13 protein-coding genes and 1 tRNA gene are annotated in these 17,261 nt (G+C 69.6%); 9 read left to right on the forward strand and 5 right to left on the reverse strand.

Annotated elements, in window-relative coordinates:
- Positions 1–55 precede the first annotated feature (55 nt).
- Together AC1DXK_RS07675 and AC1DXK_RS07680 are read left to right on the forward strand one after the other, a co-directional pair.
- Positions 56–922, forward strand: a complete 867-nt coding sequence (locus AC1DXK_RS07675; protein WP_457106594.1) for a glycosyltransferase family 2 protein — start codon at positions 56–58, stop codon at positions 920–922.
- Between the two features lie 19 nt (positions 923–941).
- Entirely contained in the window at positions 942–2,405 is a 1,464-nt protein-coding gene (locus AC1DXK_RS07680; RefSeq protein WP_457106595.1) for a polysaccharide biosynthesis/export family protein, read from the forward strand.
- Positions 2,406–2,499: 94 nt separating this feature from the next.
- Here AC1DXK_RS07680 and AC1DXK_RS07685 read toward each other — a convergent pair whose 3' ends face one another.
- Positions 2,500–2,703: a hypothetical protein gene (locus AC1DXK_RS07685; RefSeq protein WP_457106596.1), complete on the reverse strand. Its 204-nt coding sequence runs from the start codon at positions 2,701–2,703 to the stop codon at positions 2,500–2,502.
- A gap of 688 nt (positions 2,704–3,391) precedes the next feature.
- On the opposite strand from AC1DXK_RS07685, the gene AC1DXK_RS07690 reads away from it, so the two are divergent.
- Positions 3,392–4,213, forward strand: a complete 822-nt coding sequence (locus AC1DXK_RS07690) for a LuxR C-terminal-related transcriptional regulator (RefSeq protein ID WP_477297353.1) — start codon at positions 3,392–3,394, stop codon at positions 4,211–4,213.
- Between the two features lie 665 nt (positions 4,214–4,878).
- Here AC1DXK_RS07690 and AC1DXK_RS07695 read toward each other — a convergent pair.
- On the reverse strand, positions 4,879–5,481 hold the full coding sequence (locus AC1DXK_RS07695) for a TetR-type transcription factor C-terminal domain-containing protein (RefSeq protein WP_457106598.1): 603 nt from the start codon (positions 5,479–5,481) through the stop codon (positions 4,879–4,881).
- 173 nt (positions 5,482–5,654) lie between these two features.
- Here AC1DXK_RS07695 and AC1DXK_RS07700 point away from each other — a divergent pair, with 173 nt between their 5' ends.
- The 6 genes from AC1DXK_RS07700 (at position 5,655) to AC1DXK_RS07725 (ending at position 14,069) form a co-directional block, all read left to right on the forward strand.
- The gene (locus AC1DXK_RS07700) at positions 5,655–6,824 is read left to right on the forward strand and encodes an isovaleryl-CoA dehydrogenase (protein ID WP_457106599.1); all 1,170 of its coding nucleotides are present in this window, start codon (positions 5,655–5,657) and stop codon (positions 6,822–6,824) included.
- Between the two features lie 147 nt (positions 6,825–6,971).
- Positions 6,972–8,573: a carboxyl transferase domain-containing protein gene (locus AC1DXK_RS07705; RefSeq protein WP_457106652.1), complete on the forward strand. Its 1,602-nt coding sequence runs from the start codon at positions 6,972–6,974 to the stop codon at positions 8,571–8,573.
- Positions 8,574–8,583: 10 nt separating this feature from the next.
- Positions 8,584–9,372 carry an enoyl-CoA hydratase/isomerase family protein gene (locus AC1DXK_RS07710; protein WP_457106600.1) on the forward strand — a complete coding sequence of 263 codons (789 nt, stop codon included), beginning with the start codon at positions 8,584–8,586 and terminating at the stop codon, positions 9,370–9,372.
- Between the two features lie 10 nt (positions 9,373–9,382).
- Entirely contained in the window at positions 9,383–11,401 is a 2,019-nt protein-coding gene (locus AC1DXK_RS07715) for an ATP-binding protein (RefSeq protein ID WP_477297356.1), read from the forward strand.
- Complete coding sequence (locus AC1DXK_RS07720; RefSeq protein ID WP_457106602.1) at positions 11,398–12,309, forward strand: hydroxymethylglutaryl-CoA lyase; 912 nt, start codon at positions 11,398–11,400, stop codon at positions 12,307–12,309. The genes AC1DXK_RS07715 and AC1DXK_RS07720 overlap by 4 nt, the downstream gene beginning before the upstream one ends.
- A 65-nt stretch (positions 12,310–12,374) precedes the next feature.
- Positions 12,375–14,069: an AMP-binding protein gene (locus AC1DXK_RS07725; RefSeq protein WP_457106603.1), complete on the forward strand. Its 1,695-nt coding sequence runs from the start codon at positions 12,375–12,377 to the stop codon at positions 14,067–14,069.
- A gap of 542 nt (positions 14,070–14,611) precedes the next feature.
- Here AC1DXK_RS07725 and AC1DXK_RS07730 read toward each other — a convergent pair.
- The 3 genes from AC1DXK_RS07730 to tsaE form a co-directional block, all read right to left on the reverse strand.
- A tRNA-Arg gene (locus tag AC1DXK_RS07730) sits at positions 14,612–14,688 on the reverse strand.
- Positions 14,689–14,813: 125 nt separating this feature from the next.
- Positions 14,814–15,554 (reverse strand): nucleotidyltransferase family protein, encoded by a 741-nt coding sequence (locus tag AC1DXK_RS07735; protein WP_457106604.1) that lies wholly within the window; start codon positions 15,552–15,554, stop codon positions 14,814–14,816.
- A gap of 19 nt (positions 15,555–15,573) precedes the next feature.
- Complete coding sequence (gene tsaE, locus AC1DXK_RS07740; RefSeq protein WP_457106605.1) at positions 15,574–17,163, reverse strand: tRNA (adenosine(37)-N6)-threonylcarbamoyltransferase complex ATPase subunit type 1 TsaE; 1,590 nt, start codon at positions 17,161–17,163, stop codon at positions 15,574–15,576.
- Positions 17,164–17,261 lie beyond the last annotated feature (98 nt).

The raw sequence follows: 17,261 nt of genomic DNA on the forward strand, positions 1-17,261 counted from the left end.
CCCCTATCCGCCGCCGGTAGTGTCGCCGTGGGATTTCCGGAGGCCCTGGGCGCACATGCGACTCGTAGTGGTGATACCGACGGTCGGGCGCATCGGCGCGGTCGAGAGGCTGCTCGCACATCTCGAGTCGCAGAGCCGCCTGCCCGACGCGGTCATGATCTCAAGTCCGGATGCGAGCCATATCGGCACGGTCGAGGCGCGATCCTTTCCGGTCACGAGCGTCTACGGAAAACGCGGCCTGTGCGCGCAGCGCAATCAGGCGCTCGATCGGTGTCAGGAAAATTTCGACCTCATCACCTTCTTCGACGATGATTTCATTCCCGCCGACGACTATCTCGAGCGCGTCGAAGAACAGTTCGAGGAGAACGCCGATTTCGCCGTCGCCATGGGCAACGTCGTCAAGGATGGCGCGTGCAGCGCCGGCTTCAGCTTCGATGAAGGACTGGCGGAGCTTCGGGCCACGCGCGCGGCCGGGCCGGCGAAGGTGAAGGACCACTTCGGCGCCTACGGGTGCAACATGACGATACGGACCGCGCTGATCGGAACCTTGCGGTTCGACGAACGGCTGCCGCTCTATGGCTGGCAGGAAGACACCGATTTCACGAGCCAGCTTCGCCGCTACGGGCGCGTCGTCTCCGTCACGACGATCCTCGGTGTTCATTTGGGCGTGAAGGCAGGCCGCGTGAGCGGCTACCGCCTCGGCTACTCGCAGGTGGCCAACCCCTTCTACCTCGTCCGCAAGGGAACAATGCCGCTGCCCTACGCGCTCCGGCTCGTCGCCCGCAACGTGACGGCCAACGTCATCCGGAGCCTGTGGCCCGAAGCCTATATCGACCGGCGCGGACGCCTGCGTGGCAACGTCCTCGGTACCGCCCACCTGCTGCTTGGCCGGCTGAGGCCGGAGGCCATCCTTGAGCTTTGAGACCATCTGGAGATCGAGCATGGCCCGGCGGGATCGACATGGGCCAGGTCCGACGGACCTGGAGCGCACCACGACCCTCGGAGGGATCCCGGCCGGCATGGCCCCGGTCTCGGCACGCCCGCGTTCGACATTGCGCGGCCGGCTCCGCCGCCTGATGCCCGTCTGCCTTCTCGGCCTCGCCTGCGTGGGCGTCCCGGCCGATGCCGCGGAGTATCGGCTTGGACCTCAGGACAAGGTGCGGCTGCGTGTCTACGAATGGCGCGCCACGCAGGACCAGTTGTTCGAGTGGGAAGCCCTGGGCGAGGAATTCACCGTCGGAGCCGACGGCGCCATGCTGCTGCCCGTGGCCGGCTCCGTCGTCGCTGCCGGGCGGACGCCGGCGGAACTGGCCGACGTGATCGCCGACCGGCTCCAACGCCGGCTCGGCCTCGCGGAGAAGCCCGACACCTCGCTCAACGTGACGCAGTTCCGGCCGTTCTACATCGTCGGACAGGTCGACAAGCCTGGGGAATACCCATTCCGGCCGGATCTGACGGTCCTGCAGGCGCTGACGATCGGTGGCGGCCTCATGCGCGTCGCGGACGCCGGTCTTCTGCGCCTCGAACGCGATGCCATCACCGCGCAGGGCGAGATGTCCGTTCTCATGAACGAGCGCGACGGGCTGCTCGTGCGCCAGGCGCGGCTCGAAGCCGAGCGCAAGGGGCTCGAGACCTTCGAGGTGCCGCCCTTCCTCAAGGGACAGGAGAGCAAACCCGGCATCGGCCTGATCGTCACCCAGGAGACGCAGATCTTTCGCGTCCGCTGGGAGTCCTTCAAGGAGCAGACGCGCGCCCTCGAGCAGCTGAAGGTCTTCTTCGCGAAGGAAATCGAGTCCATCGAGGGCCAGCTCGTCACGCAGGATACCCAGACGAAACTGTTCCAGAAGGAGCTTCAGAGCGTCGCCATCCTGGTCGAGAAGGGTCTCACGGCGGCGCCGCGCCAGCTGGCGCTGGAGCGGAACGTCGCGCAACTCGAAGGCGACCGGCTACGTCTCGACGCGACGCGCCTGAAGGCGCAGCAAGAGATCGGTCGCGCCAGCATCTCGATCCTGGAGCTGCGCAACAAGCGCATCGATGAGATCGTGACCGACGGGCGGAAGACCGCGGCGCGCCTGGAGGAAATCAACCGCCGCCTCGAGACGACGCAGCGCCTGATCCGCGAGGCTGAAGTGACCGCCCCGCGGTTTCTCGCCGAACGTGCCCGGGCCGCCGCATCGAGCCCGGTCTACACGATCATCCGGGTGATCGACGGCAAGTCCACCGTGATGCCGGCCGCCGAGGACATGCTCGTCGAGCCGGGCGATACCGTGAAGGTCGAGATGCCGAGCCTCACTCTCTCGCCGGCCGGGGACGTCCACACCTCGTCGACCGGTGCGGGCGCCGCGCGGAGCGAGACCGGCGCGTCGTTCCGCCTGCCGACCAGTGTCACGGCCCAGAATCCCTGACTGAACGGGTCCGCGAAGCGGCAGGGACGGGTCGTCCGGAGGTGGGCGCAGATGCCGATTGCCGCATGGGACACCGCAGCTCGCAGTCCCGCAGTCACACGGCCCGCAGCCCGACGCCGTCGGCTGCGGGCTCGGGACTGGCGAAGGCGGTGGGCTCGTGCATCGGAGGCACGGCCATGACCGGCCATCGCGAAGCGGCGAAGGCGGTCGCCGCAGCGGCCCGATCGGCCCTGCCCGCGCCTCCCGACGTCCGCTCGCTCCCGGGGATCGTCGCACCGAAACCGATGCCGTCCTCCATCGTCCGTTCGACGCCTGAGCGATTCGGGTCAGGGCGATCGTTCCGATGATCGTGCCACGCAGGAAGCGGCGCAGGGTCGCGGCACAGATCCAGCGCCACAACCGCGGTCGGCGCGGAAATTTACGTACGAAATCAGTCCTCATGGCCAGCAGCCCTGCGCCGTGCGACGCGCCTGTTGCCTTTTTGCCCCAATGCCGCCTCTGCATCTTCTAGAAAAAGAAATACTCTGATATCAAATATTTAGATGACGGATGGCGCCGCCAAAAGCGGCCCCGCTCGCCGGAAAGACCATCCGGTGGGAAGTCTTTCGGAAACCGGGCCTTTTCGAAGCGCCCCACTTTGCCCGACAAGACAACGAACACTTCGAACTATTTACTTTAAATCTACTTACCGAGTCTATTATTCTCCCAACCCACCCCAAGAGCGAACGCAGTTGAAAATATTCACCCCACTACGCTGTACGTACGTAGTCGATGAAAATTGTATTGGCGCAAATTTCCGGCCTGTTAATGGCAGATAGGGTATTTACAGACGATTTTAGCGAAGTTAGCATTGTATCAGCGATCAACAGCAGGCGTTCCAGGGCGGCGGATGCGGCCGCATTTCTCCGCCGCAAGGTCGTGAGTGCGCCCATGAGTAGACAGGTCCACGCTGATGCTGGGCTTCCTTCAAGAGGAGGGAATGACTAATGGCCAGTCTTGGTACTCGGCGCGAGCTCATCATCGGTGAGCAGAGCACGGCCGAAAGCCACCGTGGCTTCGCGGGTGAGGGTGGAGATCCAGCCGCCGTCGAGCCGCGGGACAAGTCCCGGACACACGCCAATCTCACCGTCATCATCGATCGGCGGCAGCTTGTCGGTCGGTGCCTCGCCTCGTCGCTCAGCGCCGCCGACAAGCACGGCTCGTTCGAGGTCTTCCCGGACATCAAAGCCTGGAAGCGGCAGATGCCCCACGCCACCGCCAGCGTGGTCGTCCTTTGCCGGCCCGATGGGAATCTCACCGAGGACGAGTGGAATGAGACGACGCGCGAGCTGGCGTCTCTCCAGGGCGACGGCAGCGTGCCCCCCGTCGCGATGATCTCCGACGGCGAGAACCTCGATCAGATCGTGCGCATCATCAAGCTCGGAATCAAAGGCTACATTCCGACGACGACCTCGGTCGATATCGCCCTTCAGGCTCTGCAGCTCGTCCAAGCGGGCGGCGTCTACATCCCGGCCGAGTGCCTCTTGCCGCTCCTGGCCAATATCAAGGTCGACGAGCCGGTCGAGACCGCCAACGACGAGATCTTCTCGCCGCGCCAGCTCTGCGTCGCCCGCGCGCTCCGGAAGGGTACGCCCAACAAGATCATCGCGTACGAACTCAACATGTGCGAGAGCACCGTCAAGGTTCACGTCCGCAATATCATGAAAAAGCTGCGCGCTAAGAACCGGACTGAGGTCGCGTATCTGACAAACAAATACTTCCTCCGCGAGGATTCCGACCAGGCGAGCATCAAGGTCCCCGCCGCCTGATCGGTCCGGCCTGTCTTCCGGTGCCGCGACGGGCTCCGAGATCCGGGCGGTCATCCGCCGAGCCGTCGGGGACCGGCAATCGCCGGATCGCGCGCGTCGGGATGCGCGATCCCTTTGCGCCCGCGACGCCGCGAAGGCCGCGCCTGGCATGTCATAGCCCCCTTCCGGCGTCGCTTCAGGCAGGCTGCCCCTTGGCCGCCCACCTGAAGGACACTGGCGCCGGAGGCTGTCGCCGCAGGAAGCCGGTCGTCGAGCCGATATTCGGGCGGACGCAGCAGGCCGGTCGCTTTCGACGGTTGACGATGCGCGGTCTCGATCACGTCCGGGCGGCGTGGGCGTTGATCTGAACCGCCCACAATCTTCGGGTGCTGACGCAGGCCGGCAATTGCGCTCGCCAAGCGCAGCCTCCGCTCTCGCCCATCCAACCGGGGGGGGCGAACCCGCTCCCCGGACGGGCTGGTGCCGGCTCGGGACGGACTCTCCGCATCGTCAGCTTCCGAGCCGTCGCGTGCGGTCATGGAAGCCGTGCGGGCTCCAGACGCGGAACGGTTGCTCCGCAAACCCATTGCGCGCAAGGCCTCCGGCTTGATCGGCCGCCCGATCCGCGCCCATGTCAGAGCCCCGACGACGGGCTTCGGATGCGCCGTCCCTGAGGGTTCGAGCCGTTATCGCTGGCGCCGAAGGCACCCATGGAGCGCCAGATCGGTATGGAGATCGACGACCTCCGTCTTGGTCATCCGACCTTCGGGCCTGTACCACGTGCAGGCGCTGGTGAGCATGCCGAGGATCGCGTAGCCGGCAACCCGCGTGTCGCGGATCTCGAAGTCTCCCGCGGCGACGCCGAGGTCGAGCAGCGCGACCAATCTGTCTTCGTAGGCCCTGCGCATCGCGACGATCGCCGTGTAATGCTCGGGATCGAGGGATCGCAGTTCGAAGTTCGCGATGAAGACGTCCTGCTTCTTCTCCACATGATAGGTGACATGGTGGGCCACGAAGGCGCGAAGCCGGCTCGCCGGTTCCTCGGCGGCGGTCGCCAGCGCCGCATCGGTCTGCACCAGCAGGGTCTCCATGTGGTCGCGGATGATGTCGAACAGCAGATCCTGCTTGCTGCGGATGTGATTGTAGAGCGAGGCGGCCTGGATCCCGACCTCGGCCGCCAGCGCGCGCAGGGTCATCGCCTCATACCCGTGGCGATAGATGAGCCGAAGCCCGGCCTGGCGGATGGCCGCAGCCGTGCGAGGTCCATTCGATCCGGCGGTGCGACCCACGGAGACACTCCGAAGACGGTATAGCGCACGCCAAACACGACAGAATGTGCACTCCGGCATCGGCTATAGGTTAACGAACGACCGTTCGTAAATCGTCTTGCCAGTCCGGCGAATCGAACGTACGTTCGTTTATAACGAGGCGCGCGGCCGATACGCAGGTGAGGAAACGAGCCATGCCCAGCGGCCTCGGCGATTTCGACTTCGGCCTGGGTGAGACCGCCGACGCCCTGCGGGCCGCGGTCGAGCGCTTCGCCCGCGCCGAGATCGCCCCCCGGGCGGCTGCGATCGACGCGACCAACACCTTTCCCGCGGATCTCTGGCGCAAGTTCGGCGCGCTCGGCGTGCTCGGCATCACGGTCGAGGAGGCCTATGGCGGTGCCGGCCTCGGCTACCTCGAGCACGCGGTGGCGATGGAGGAGATCAGCCGTGCCTCGGCCTCGGTCGGGCTCTCCTACGGCGCGCATTCCAACCTGTGCGTGAATCAGATCCGTCGCAACGGCAGCGAAGACCAGAAGCGGCGCTACCTGCCGCGGCTGATCACGGGGGAGCATGTCGGCGCGCTCGCCATGTCGGAGCCGGGCTCCGGCAGCGACGTCGTCTCCATGCGCCTGCGGGCCGAGAGGCGCGGCGACCGCTACGTCCTGAACGGCACCAAGATGTGGATCACCAACGGCCCCGATGCCGACGTGCTGGTGGTCTACGCCAAGACGGACCCCGGAGCCGGCCCGCGGGGCATCACGGCGTTCCTGATCGAGAAGGGATTTTCCGGATTCTTCACCGCGCAGAAGCTCGACAAGCTCGGGATGCGCGGCTCCAACACCTGCGAATTGGTCTTCCGGGATTGCGAAGTGCCGGAGGAGAACGTGCTGGGCACCGTCGGGCGCGGCGTCAACGTGCTGATGTCGGGCCTCGACTACGAGCGCGCCGTGCTGGCGGCGGGGCCGCTCGGCATCATGCGCGCCTGCCTCGACGTCGTCCTGCCCTATGTCCACGAGCGCCGGCAGTTCGGAGAGCCGATCGGCGCGTTCCAGCTGATGCAGGGCAAGATCGCCGACATGTACACGGCGACGAACGCCGCCCGGGCCTATGTCTACGCCGTGGCGCGGGCCTGCGACCGCGGGCAGGCGACGCGGAAGGATGCCGCCGGCGCGATCCTGTTCGCGGCCGAGCGGGCGACCGCCGTGGCGCTCGAGGCGATCCAGGCGCTCGGCGGCAACGGCTACATCAACGACTATCCGACCGGCCGGCTGCTGCGCGACGCCAAGCTCTACGAGATCGGCGCCGGGACGAGCGAGATCCGGCGCATGCTGATCGGCCGCGAGCTGTTCGCCGAGACGGACTGAGGGGAGGCTACGATGTTCGCACGTCGCGCCCTTGAGCCCACGACGCCCCCCTCCCCCCGCACGAGGGGCGATGGGTTCTCTGCGGCCATCGTCGGTGCAGCGGGCGATGCGTGAATCCGGTCGGAACGGGGGACGGGCGCCATGCCGATGATCGAATCCGCGCTCGATCCGCGTACCCCCGAGGCCCGCGCCAATGCCGAGGCCATGCGCGCCCTGGTGGCGGACTTGCGCGAGACCGCCGACCGCGTCCGCCTCGGCGGCGGCGAGGCCGCGCGGGAGAGGCATCGCGCCCGCGGCAAGCTCCTGCCCCGTGACCGGATCCGCGCGCTGATCGACCCGTTCTCGCCCTTCCTGGAAGTGGGCCAACTCGCCGCGCACGGCCTCTACGGCGGCGAGGTCCCCTCGGCCGGGATCGTCGCCGGCATCGGGCGCGTCGCGGGGCGCGAGTGCATGATCGTCGCCAACGACGCGACCGTGAAGGGCGGCACCTATTTCCCGATGACGGTGCAGAAGCACCTCCGCGCGCAGGAGATCGCGCAGCAGAACCGGCTGCCCTGCCTCTACCTGGTCGACAGCGGCGGCGCCTACCTGCCCAACCAGGACGAGGTCTTTCCGGGACGCGACCATTTCGGGCGCATCTTCTACAACCAAGCCACCCTATCGGCGCAGGGGATCGCCCAGATCGCCGTGGTGATGGGCTCCTGCACCGCGGGCGGCGCCTACGTGCCGGCGATGTGCGACGAGTCGATCATCGTCCGTGGCCAGGGGACGATCTTCCTCGGCGGGCCGCCGCTGGTGAAGGCCGCCACCGGCGAGGTGGTCAGCGCCGAGGAACTCGGGGGTGCCGACGTGCACAGCCGGACCTCGGGCGTGACCGATCACATCGCGGAGACCGACGCCCACGCCCTCGGCATCGCCCGCCGGATCGTGGCCGGCCTGAACGCGGTGAAGCGGCCCGCCCTCGCGCTGCGGCGCCCCGAGCCGCCGCGCTACGCCGCCGAGGAGATCTACGCGGCGGTGCCGGCCGACCGCCGGACCCCCTACGACGTGCGCGAGGTCATCGCCCGGCTCGTGGACGGCAGCGACTTCGACGAGTTCAAGCGGCTCTACGGGCAGACCCTGGTCTGCGGCTTCGCCCATGTCTGGGGCTACCCGGTCGGGATCGTGGCCAACAACGGCATCCTGTTCGCGGAGAGCGCGCAGAAGGGCGCGCACTTCATCGAACTCTGCGCCCAGCGCGGCGTGCCCCTGGTGTTCCTCCAGAACATCACCGGCTTCATGGTCGGCCGGCGCTACGAGGCAGGCGGTATCGCCAAGGACGGGGCCAAGATGGTCACCGCCGTCGCCACCGCGGCGGTGCCGAAATTCACCGTCCTGATCGGCGGCAGCTTCGGGGCCGGCAATTACGGCATGTGCGGACGGGCCTACGGGCCGCGCTTCCTCTGGATGTGGCCGAACGCCCGGATCGGCGTGATGGGCGGCGAGCAGGCCGCCTCGGTCCTGGCCACGGTCCGGCGCGACGGCATCGAGGGCCGCGGCGGCACGTGGTCGGCGGCGGAGGAGGAGGCCTTCAAGGCGCCGATCCGGGAGCAATACGAGCAGCAGGGCCACCCCTACTACTCGAGCGCCCGGCTCTGGGACGACGGGGTGATCGACCCCGCCGACACGCGCCGCGTCCTGGCGCTCGGGCTCTCGGCGAGCCTCAACGCGCCGATCCCCGAGACCCGCTTCGGCCTGTTTCGGATGTAGGAGGCGCGGGATGAGCAGCACCTTGCTGGAGGCGGTCGACGACGACGGGGTCGCCACCCTGACGCTCAACCGTCCGGACCAGCACAACGCCTTCGACGATGCCTTGATCGCCGCGCTGACCGCATCCCTGCACCGGCTGGGCGCCGATCCCGGAATCCGGGCGGTGGTCCTGGCGGGTGCCGGCCCCAGCTTCTCGGCGGGGGCGGACCTCGCGTGGATGCGCCGGATCGCCGGCCAGTCCTTGGACAGCAACCGCGCGGACGCCGCGGGCCTTGCAGGTCTGATGCACAGCCTCGACCGGCTGCCGAAGCCGACCCTGGCCCTCGTGCAGGGGGCGGCCTATGGCGGCGGCGTCGGGCTCGTGGCCTGCTGCGACGTCGCCATCGCCGCCGAGGGGGCGCGCTTCTGCCTGAGCGAGGTGCGGCTCGGCCTGATCCCGGCGACGATCGGCCCCTACGTGGTCAACGCGATCGGCCCCCGCTGGGCCAGGCGCCTGTTCCAGACTGCGGAGGTCTTCTCCGCCGAACGCGCCCGGGCGATCGGCCTCGTGCACGAGGTGGTGCCGGACGACCGGCTGGGGGCGGCCGGCGCGGAGGTGCTGCGCAACATCCTTCAGGGCGCCCCGGGCGCGCAGGCCGAAGCCAAGGACCTCGTCTTCCTGTGCGAGGGGCGGCCGGTGGACCCCGACCTGGGGCGCGAGACGGGGCGGCGCATCGCGCAGCGCCGGGCCTCCGACGAGGGGCAGGCGGGCATGGCCGCCTTCCTCGACAAGCGCCCGCCCCCGTGGCGGCGGGATTGAGGGGGCGGCCATGTTCGGCAAGATCCTGATCGCCAACCGCGGGGAGATCGCCTGCCGGGTGATCGCCACAGCCCGGCGCCTCGGCATCGGCACGGTCGCGGTCTATTCGGAGGCGGATGCCGGCGCCCGCCACACCCGGATGGCCGACGAGGCCTGGCCGATCGGCGCCGCCCCGGCGCGCCAGAGCTACCTCGTGGGCGCGCGGATCCTCGACGTCGCCCGCCGCGCCGGGGCGGAGGCGATCCATCCCGGCTACGGGTTCCTGTCGGAGAACGCGGACTTCGCCGCCGCCTGCGCCGAAGCCGGCCTCGTATTCATCGGCCCGCCCCCTGCCGCGATCCGCGCCATGGGCTCGAAGGCCGAGGCCAAAGCGCTGATGGAGCGCGCCGGGGTGCCCCTGGTGCCCGGCTATCACGGCGCGGCGCAGGACCTCCCAGTTCTGAAGGAGGCGGCCGCCCGCATCGGCTACCCGGTGCTGATCAAGGCGTCGGCGGGCGGCGGCGGCAAGGGCATGCGCGTCGTCGGGTCGGCCACGGAGTTCGAGGCCGCGCTCGCCGGCGCCCAGCGCGAGGCGCAGGCCTCCTTCGGCGACGACCGGGTGCTGATCGAGAAATACCTGACCCGACCCCGGCACATCGAGATCCAGGTCTTCGCCGACAGCCACGGCACCATCGTCTCGCTGTTCGAGCGCGACTGCTCGATCCAGCGGCGCCACCAGAAGGTCCTCGAGGAGGCACCGGCCCCCGGGATGGACCCGGCCCGGCGCGCGCGGATGGGCGAGGCCGCCGTCGCGGCGGCCCGGGCGGTCGGCTATGTCGGCGCCGGCACGGTGGAGTTCATCGCCGAGGGCGAGGCCTTCCACTTCATGGAGATGAACACCCGCCTGCAGGTCGAGCATCCGGTGACCGAGATGGTCACCGGCCTCGATCTGGTGGAGTGGCAGTTGCGCGTGGCCGCAGGCGAGCGGCTGCCCCTCGGCGCCGAGGGATTGCATTTGCAGGGCCACGCCATCGAGGCACGGGTCTACGCCGAGGATCCGGAACGGGATTTTCTGCCCACGGTCGGCACGCTCGTCCACCTGCGCCAGCCGCAGGAGGTGCCGGGCCGGGTGCGCGTCGACTCCGGGATCGCGCAGGGCGACCGGATCACGCCGGATTACGACCCGATGATCGCCAAGCTGGTCGTCTGGGGCGAGGACCGCCCCGCCGCCGTCCGGCAGCTCGCCGCCGCGCTCGCCGCGTATGAGGTGGTCGGCGTGACGACCAATCTCGGCCTGCTGCGCGCCATCGCGGCCCATCCCGCCTACGGGAGGGCCGAGCTCGATACCGGCTTCATCGCCCGCCACGCGGCCGACCTGATGGCGACGCGCCCGGCCGACGGGATCGAGTCCGCCGTCTGGGCCGCCGCCGCCCTGACCGTGCTGCGCGACCAGCGCGCGGCGGTCGCCGCGCAGGCGCGGGCGGGCGGCGATCCCTGGTCGCCCTGGGCCGAAACGGATGCCTGGCGGATGAACGGGGAGGCCTACCAGGACCTGCTGTTCCGCCGGAGCGACGATCCGCMCGTCGCCGTGCGGGCGTATCCGCTGCCCGACGGCGGCGCCCGCCTCGACCTGCCGGGCGGCAGCGTCCGGGCCGCCCTCGCCGAGGACGCCGAGGGGGCGCGGCTGATGCTGGACGGCATCTGGCGGCGGCTCCGCGTGGTCCGACAGGACGCGGCGCTGACGGTGGTCGTCGGCGGGCGGAACGCGACGCTCATCCACGTCGATCCCCTCGCCCCGCCCCGGACCGAGGCGGCCGGCAGCGACCGGGTGAAGGCCCCCGTGCCTGGCCGCGTGACCCAGGTCTGGGTGCGGCCCGGCGACGTGGTGGAGAGGAACGCGCCACTCCTTGTGATCGAGGCGATGAAGATGGAGATCACCCTCCGCGCCCCGCAGGACGGCACCATCGCCGAGGTCCGCCACGCTGTCGACGACAGGGTCGAGGAGGGCACCGAGATCGTCACCTTCGCGACTGAGGAGCGGCCCGCATGAGCTATCCGGGCCGGGTGCGCGTAGTCGAGGTCGGGCCGCGGGACGGGCTCCAGAACGAGCCCGCGACGGTGCCGATCGCGGTCAAGGCGGCGCTGATCGAGGCCCTGGCCGAGGCCGGGCTGACCCACATCGAGGCCGGCAGCTTCGTGTCGCCCCGATGGGTGCCGCAGATGGCCGACACTGCCGAGGTCCTGGCGCGGCTGCGCCCCCGGCCCGAGGTCGTCTACTCCGTGCTCGTCCCGAACCTGCAGGGCCTGGAGCGGGCTCTCGCCTGCGGGGTGCGCGAGGTCGCGGTGTTCGCCGCCGCCTCGGAGAGCTTTTCCCGGCGCAATATCAATGGCTCGATCGCCGAGAGCCTCGACCGCTTCGCTCCGGTGCTGGAGGCGGCGCGTGCGAAGAACCTGCGGGTGCGGGGCTACGTGTCCTGCGTCCTGGGCTGCCCCTACGCGGGCGATGTCGCCCCGGAGGCGGTCGCCCGCGTCGCCGCGTCCCTGCACGCGATGGGCTGTCACGAGATCGCGCTGGGCGACACGATCGGGACCGGCACGCCGCTCAAGGCCCAACGGCTGATCGAGCGGGTGGCCGCCGACGTACCGGTGCAGGCGATCGCCCTGCATTTCCACGACACCTACGGGCAGGCCCTGGCCAACATCCTCGCCTGCCTGGAACTCGGCGTGTCGGTGGTGGACAGCGCGGTGGCGGGGCTCGGGGGCTGCCCCTACGCGCCGGGCGCCGCCGGCAACGTCGCCACCGAGGACGTCGTCTACATGCTGCACGGCATGGGCATCGCGACCGGCATCGATCTCGATGCCCTCGCCGAGGCCGGCCGGTCGATCGCGCGCCACCTGGGCATTGCGCCGGCCTCGAAGGTCGCGCGCGCTCTGGCCGCCGCACAGCCGACACCCTGACCCAGCGGCCGGCTCCGGCCGGTGACCGAGCGTGGCGCGTGTTCGAAGGCACAGGGGAGGACGACATGAGCGACCGGGGGCTGAGTTATGTCCATGGGGCGATCGGCGAGCCCCTGCTCGGCCTGACCATCGGCCAGGCCCTGGACCGTGCCGCCGCGACCTGGCCGGACCGGACCGCCCTGGTCGCGCACGCTCAGGGCACGCGGTGGACCTGGCGCGCGCTGAAGGATGACGTCGACGCCGTCGCGGCCGGCCTGCTCGCCCTGGGCCTCCGGCGCGGCGACCGGGTCGGCATCTGGTCGCTCAATCGCGCCGAGTGGGTGTTGACCCAGTTCGCCGCCGCCCGGGCGGGGCTGATCCTGGTGACGGTCAATCCGGCCTACCGGCTGACGGAGCTGGAATTCGGGCTCAACACGGTCGGCTGCACCGCCCTCGTGACGGCGACCGCGTTCAAGACCAGCGACTATCTCGGGATGCTCGACACCCTGGCCCCCGAGCTCGCCACCTCGGAGCCGGGCCGTCTGTCCGCCGCCCGCCTGCCGCACCTGCGCACGGTCATCCAGATCGGCGGACCGCCGGCTCCGGGAACGATCCCCTTCGATGCCCTCGCGCGCCGTGCCGGCGCGGCCGAGCACGCCGCGTTGCGCGACCTTGCCGGGGTGATCCAGTTCGACGATGCGGCCAACATCCAGTTCACCAGCGGCACCACCGGCTCTCCGAAGGGTGTGACGCTGACCCACCACAACATCCTCAACAACGGCTACTTCGTCGGCCGCGCGATGCGGCTGAGCGCCGAGGACCGGATCTGCATCCCGGTGCCGCTCTACCATTGCTTCGGCATGGTGATGGGCAACCTTGCGGCGCTGACCCATGGCTGCGCCATGGTCTACCCGGGCGAGGGCTTCGATCCCCGCGCCACGCTGGAGACCGTGCAGGCGGAGCGTTGCACAGCGCTCTACGGCGTACCGACCATGTTCATCGCCGAACTCGACCATCCCGACTTCGCGCAGTTCGATCTGCATTCGCTGCGGACGGGGATCATGGCGGGCGCGCCGTGCCCGATCGCGGTGATGCGACGGGTCGTCGAGCACATGAGCATGCAGGACGTCACCATCGCGTACGGCATGACCGAGACCAGCCCGGTAAGCTTTCAGAGCGCGAGCGACGACCCGCTGGAGCGGCGCGTCACCACCGTCGGGCGGATCCACCCGCATCTCGAAGTCAAGATCGTGGATCCGGAGGGGCGCGTGGTCCCGCGGGGCGAGCGCGGCGAACTCTGCACCCGCGGCTACTCGGTCATGCTCGGATATTGGGGCGACGCCGAGAGGACTGCGGAGGTGCTCGACGCCGCCGGATGGATGAACACCGGCGACCTCGCGACGCTGGACGGCGAGGGGTATTGCAACATCGTAGGCCGCATCAAGGACATGGTGATCCGTGGCGGCGAGAACATCTATCCGCGCGAAGTCGAGGAGTTTCTCTTTCTTCATCCGAAGATCCAGGATGTTCAGATCTTCGGGGTGGCCGACCGGACTTACGGCGAGGAACTCTGCGCCTGGATCAAGCCGCGCGTGGGGGAAACCCTGTCGGAGCAGGAGGTGCGCACCTTCTGCGTGGGACAGATCGCGCATCACAAAATCCCGAGATACATCCAGTTCGTGGACGAATTTCCGATGACGGTTTCGGGCAAGGTTCAGAAATACGTGATGCGTCGGCAGGTCGAGGAGCAACTGGGTCTCCGACGGCCGGAGACCGCCTAGCAAGGCGCAGCCCTCCAGAGCGCCTGACGGACCTGTCCGATTGGGTCGGCGCGTGTCCTGTTCGCGCTGGATGGACCGATCGACCGCGCGATCTTCCAGGCCCATGTCGCGCGTGGGCTCGCGCCCGGCGACTATGTCGGCATGGACTGGATTGGCTCCCCAATGGTGGAGCGTTCCTTGGCTGACGGCGGAGGGTTCCGAGATCGGACGGGTCGGAGAGGCGGGACTGCATCCCCGCACTACAGGCGCACGCGCAGATCCGTGACGGCCTCCGAGTCCTCCCGGCCCTTGCAGCCGACACCCACCCGCCGACAGATCAAAGGGGTCTTTTAGCCAACGACCCGAGAGACTCACGCGCAAGGCAGCGGCAGCGACCCGACGTCGGCATGGCGGCTTGATGATGCTTCAGCCTGGATCTGTCTCGGACTGAAACCGGCCATGGGACGGTCAGACCCAATGGTACCAGCGAAGCGCAGCACTTCAGAGTGCAGTTTTCCGAGAAGCGGAAGCTTCGCCGTTCAGCTAGTCAAGGCTAAGTCGAATGGCGCGCCCGAAAGGATTCGAACCTCTGACCCCCAGATTCGTAGTCTGGTGCTCTATCCAGCTGAGCTACGGGCGCCTGACACGGCGGCGAGGTCTTGGCCCGCCGGTGTGAAGGGGCTTCTAGAGGCTCGAATCCGGCTTGGCAAGAGACTTCGGACAACGACCGTCTCGGCCCGTGCGTCGCGCCATGCCGTCGAACGATCACGGAGCCGGGGCGCTTCCCCGCACCCGCTCTTCCGCGGCCCGGATCGCCTCGGGCGTACCGACATGCAGCCACTGGCCGTCGAGCCGCATCCCGAACAGCCGCCCCGCCGCGATCGCCCGGTCGAACAGGAGATTGAGCGAGAAGGCGCCCTCCGGCGTGTCGGCGAACAGGCTCGGGCGCAGGACCGCCACCCCCGCGTAGATGAACGGCGCCACCGTACGCTCCCCGCGCCGCGCCAGGCGGCCGTCCGGATCCATCACGAAATCCCCAGCCCCCTCGTAGCCGAGGCTGGTGGCGGTGGAGGCCACCAGCAGGAGGCCGTCCATGCGTGCCCCGTCCCAGCGGTCGATCAGGCGGCGCAGGTTGGAGGCGGGTCCCTCGAGCCAGAACGAATCCGAGTTCAGCACGACGAACGGCGCTTCGCCCAGGAGCGGCAGAGCCTTGCGGATGCCGCCGCCCGTCTCCAGCAGCGCCGCGCGCTCGTCCGACACGATCGTGGCCGGCCCCTCGGACCGGTGGGCGAGATGGCCCTCGATCAGGTCGGCGAGGTAGTGGACGTTGACGACCGCCGTCCCGATCCCCGCCTCCGCGACCCGGTCGAGGGCGTGGTCGAGCAGCGCCTTGCCGGCGACCTCCACCAGGGGTTTCGGCACCGTGGCGGTCACCGGCCGCATGCGCTTGCCGAGCCCCGCGGCCAGGACGAAGGCGCGGCTGACGGCGGGACTGGGCTCGCTCATGCGGTGACGGATCCGGTGGTCAGGGTTCGGGAGCGGGCGCGATGAGGCCCGGCAGGTGGTCCGCGTGCCAGGCCCGCAGCCCGGCCAGCGCCGGGTGGGCGAGGTTGCGGGCGAGATAGCCCTCGATCCGCGGCAGGTGGGCGAGGTAGCCGGGCTTGCCGTCGCGCCGGTCGAGGCGCGCGAAGATGCCCAGGATCTTGGTGGCGCGCTGCGCCGCCAGCAACGCGTAGGCGGTGGCGAAGGCGCCGACATCGAAGGCCGGATCCCGGCCCCGGCGCTCGCGGGCGTAGAGACCGAGCAGCCGCAGCTCGAACTCGGCGCTGGTATCGACCCGGGCATCCTGCAGCAGCGAGGCAACGTCGTAGGCCGGGTGGCCCATCACGGCGTCCTGGAAGTCGATCAGCCCGACCCGCTCCAGCCCGTCGCGCTCCGGCAGCCAGATCAGGTTGGGGGAATGGTAGTCGCGCAGCGTCCAGGTCGGCCGGTCCGGGATCGCGGCCTGGAGCGCCTCCCGCCACAGGTCGACGAACGCCGCCCGCGCCGCCGCCGACAGGCTGACGTTCCGGATCGCCGGGGCGTACCAGTCGGGCATCAGCTCCGTCTCGAAGAGGAGCGCCTCCATGTCGTAGGGCGGCAGCACGTGCTCGATCCCGTCCGCCACCGGCAGGACCGCGGGGAGCGGGTTGGCGTGGAGCTTGGCGAGCAGCCGCACGGCCTCGGCGTAGCGCTCGGGCCGCGGGGCGCCGCCCTCGATCACCGGCTCGCTGCCGAGATCTTCCAGGATCAGCAGGCCCTCGGCGAGGTCCTCGCCGTAGATCCTGGGCGCCGAGAAGCCGAGCGCCCGCAGGCCCCGGTCGAGGGCCACGAAGGCGTGGACGCTCTCGGCCAGATGGACGATCGCGCTGTAGGGCTTGCCGTCCCGCACCGGCGGCCCGTCGGGGCGCGGCGGGGCGATCATCAGCACGGCGCTGGTCCCGTCGGGCTTGGTCAGGCGCTCGTAGGCCCGGGACGAGGCGTCGCCCTGCATCAGAACGCGCTCGGCGATGTCCCAGCCGCTGCGGTCGAGGAGCCGGCGCACCGCCCGCGCCCGGTCGAGGCGGGCGCGCATGCCGCCGGTGCCGTCGATCCGGGCCAGCCGCGCCTCGGGGCCGAACTCGGCGCGCAGGGACAGGTCCACGGTGAGGACCGGGCCGTCGCGGGGCGGCATCCGGTCGGGCCACTCCACCAGGGAGATCGCCTCCTCGGCCATCTCGTCGAAGCCGAGTTCCACCAGCTCGTCGGAGTCGCGCAGCCGGTAGAGATCGGCATGGATGATCGGCCGGCCGTCGCGGGCCGCATAGGGYTGGATCAGCGTGAAGGTCGGGCTCGGCACCTCCAGGCGCGGGTCGCCGGCGAGTTCGCGGATGACCGCGCGGGCGAGGGTCGTCTTGCCGCCCCCCAATCCCCCGGAGAGCGCCACCACGTCCCCCGGCATCAGGAATTCCGACAGGAACAGGCCGAGATCCTCGGTGGCCGTCTCCTCCGGCAGCACGAATTCCCAGGGGGCGGGGCGCGCGGATTCACCCGCCGCTCCGTCGGCCCTCTGCCCGTCTCGATCGTCTCCGCCCAATGCCCGCCTCCGAGACCCGAAGACGCATGGTCCGAAAACACGCACCGGATGCAAGTGTTTCCGCCCGGAACCGCACGCTTACCGCTCGCCCGGTGCAT

This window comes from Methylobacterium sp. P3_A11, from assembly GCF_056403155.1.

Bases quoted from the DNA above. Each gene is read 5' to 3' on its own strand.
- AC1DXK_RS07675 (WP_457106594.1), top strand. From the start codon at position 56: ATGCGACTCGTAGTGGTGATACCGACGGTCGGGCGCATCGGCGCGGTC.
- AC1DXK_RS07680 (WP_457106595.1), top strand. From the start codon at position 942: ATGGCCCGGCGGGATCGACATGGGCCAGGTCCGACGGACCTGGAGCGC.
- AC1DXK_RS07685 (WP_457106596.1), bottom strand. From the start codon at position 2,703: ATGGAGGACGGCATCGGTTTCGGTGCGACGATCCCCGGGAGCGAGCGG.
- AC1DXK_RS07690 (WP_477297353.1), top strand. From the start codon at position 3,392: ATGGCCAGTCTTGGTACTCGGCGCGAGCTCATCATCGGTGAGCAGAGC.
- AC1DXK_RS07700 (WP_457106599.1), top strand. From the start codon at position 5,655: ATGCCCAGCGGCCTCGGCGATTTCGACTTCGGCCTGGGTGAGACCGCC.
- AC1DXK_RS07705 (WP_457106652.1), top strand. From the start codon at position 6,972: ATGATCGAATCCGCGCTCGATCCGCGTACCCCCGAGGCCCGCGCCAAT.
- AC1DXK_RS07710 (WP_457106600.1), top strand. From the start codon at position 8,584: ATGAGCAGCACCTTGCTGGAGGCGGTCGACGACGACGGGGTCGCCACC.
- AC1DXK_RS07720 (WP_457106602.1), top strand. From the start codon at position 11,398: ATGAGCTATCCGGGCCGGGTGCGCGTAGTCGAGGTCGGGCCGCGGGAC.
- AC1DXK_RS07725 (WP_457106603.1), top strand. From the start codon at position 12,375: ATGAGCGACCGGGGGCTGAGTTATGTCCATGGGGCGATCGGCGAGCCC.
- AC1DXK_RS07735 (WP_457106604.1), bottom strand. From the start codon at position 15,554: ATGAGCGAGCCCAGTCCCGCCGTCAGCCGCGCCTTCGTCCTGGCCGCG.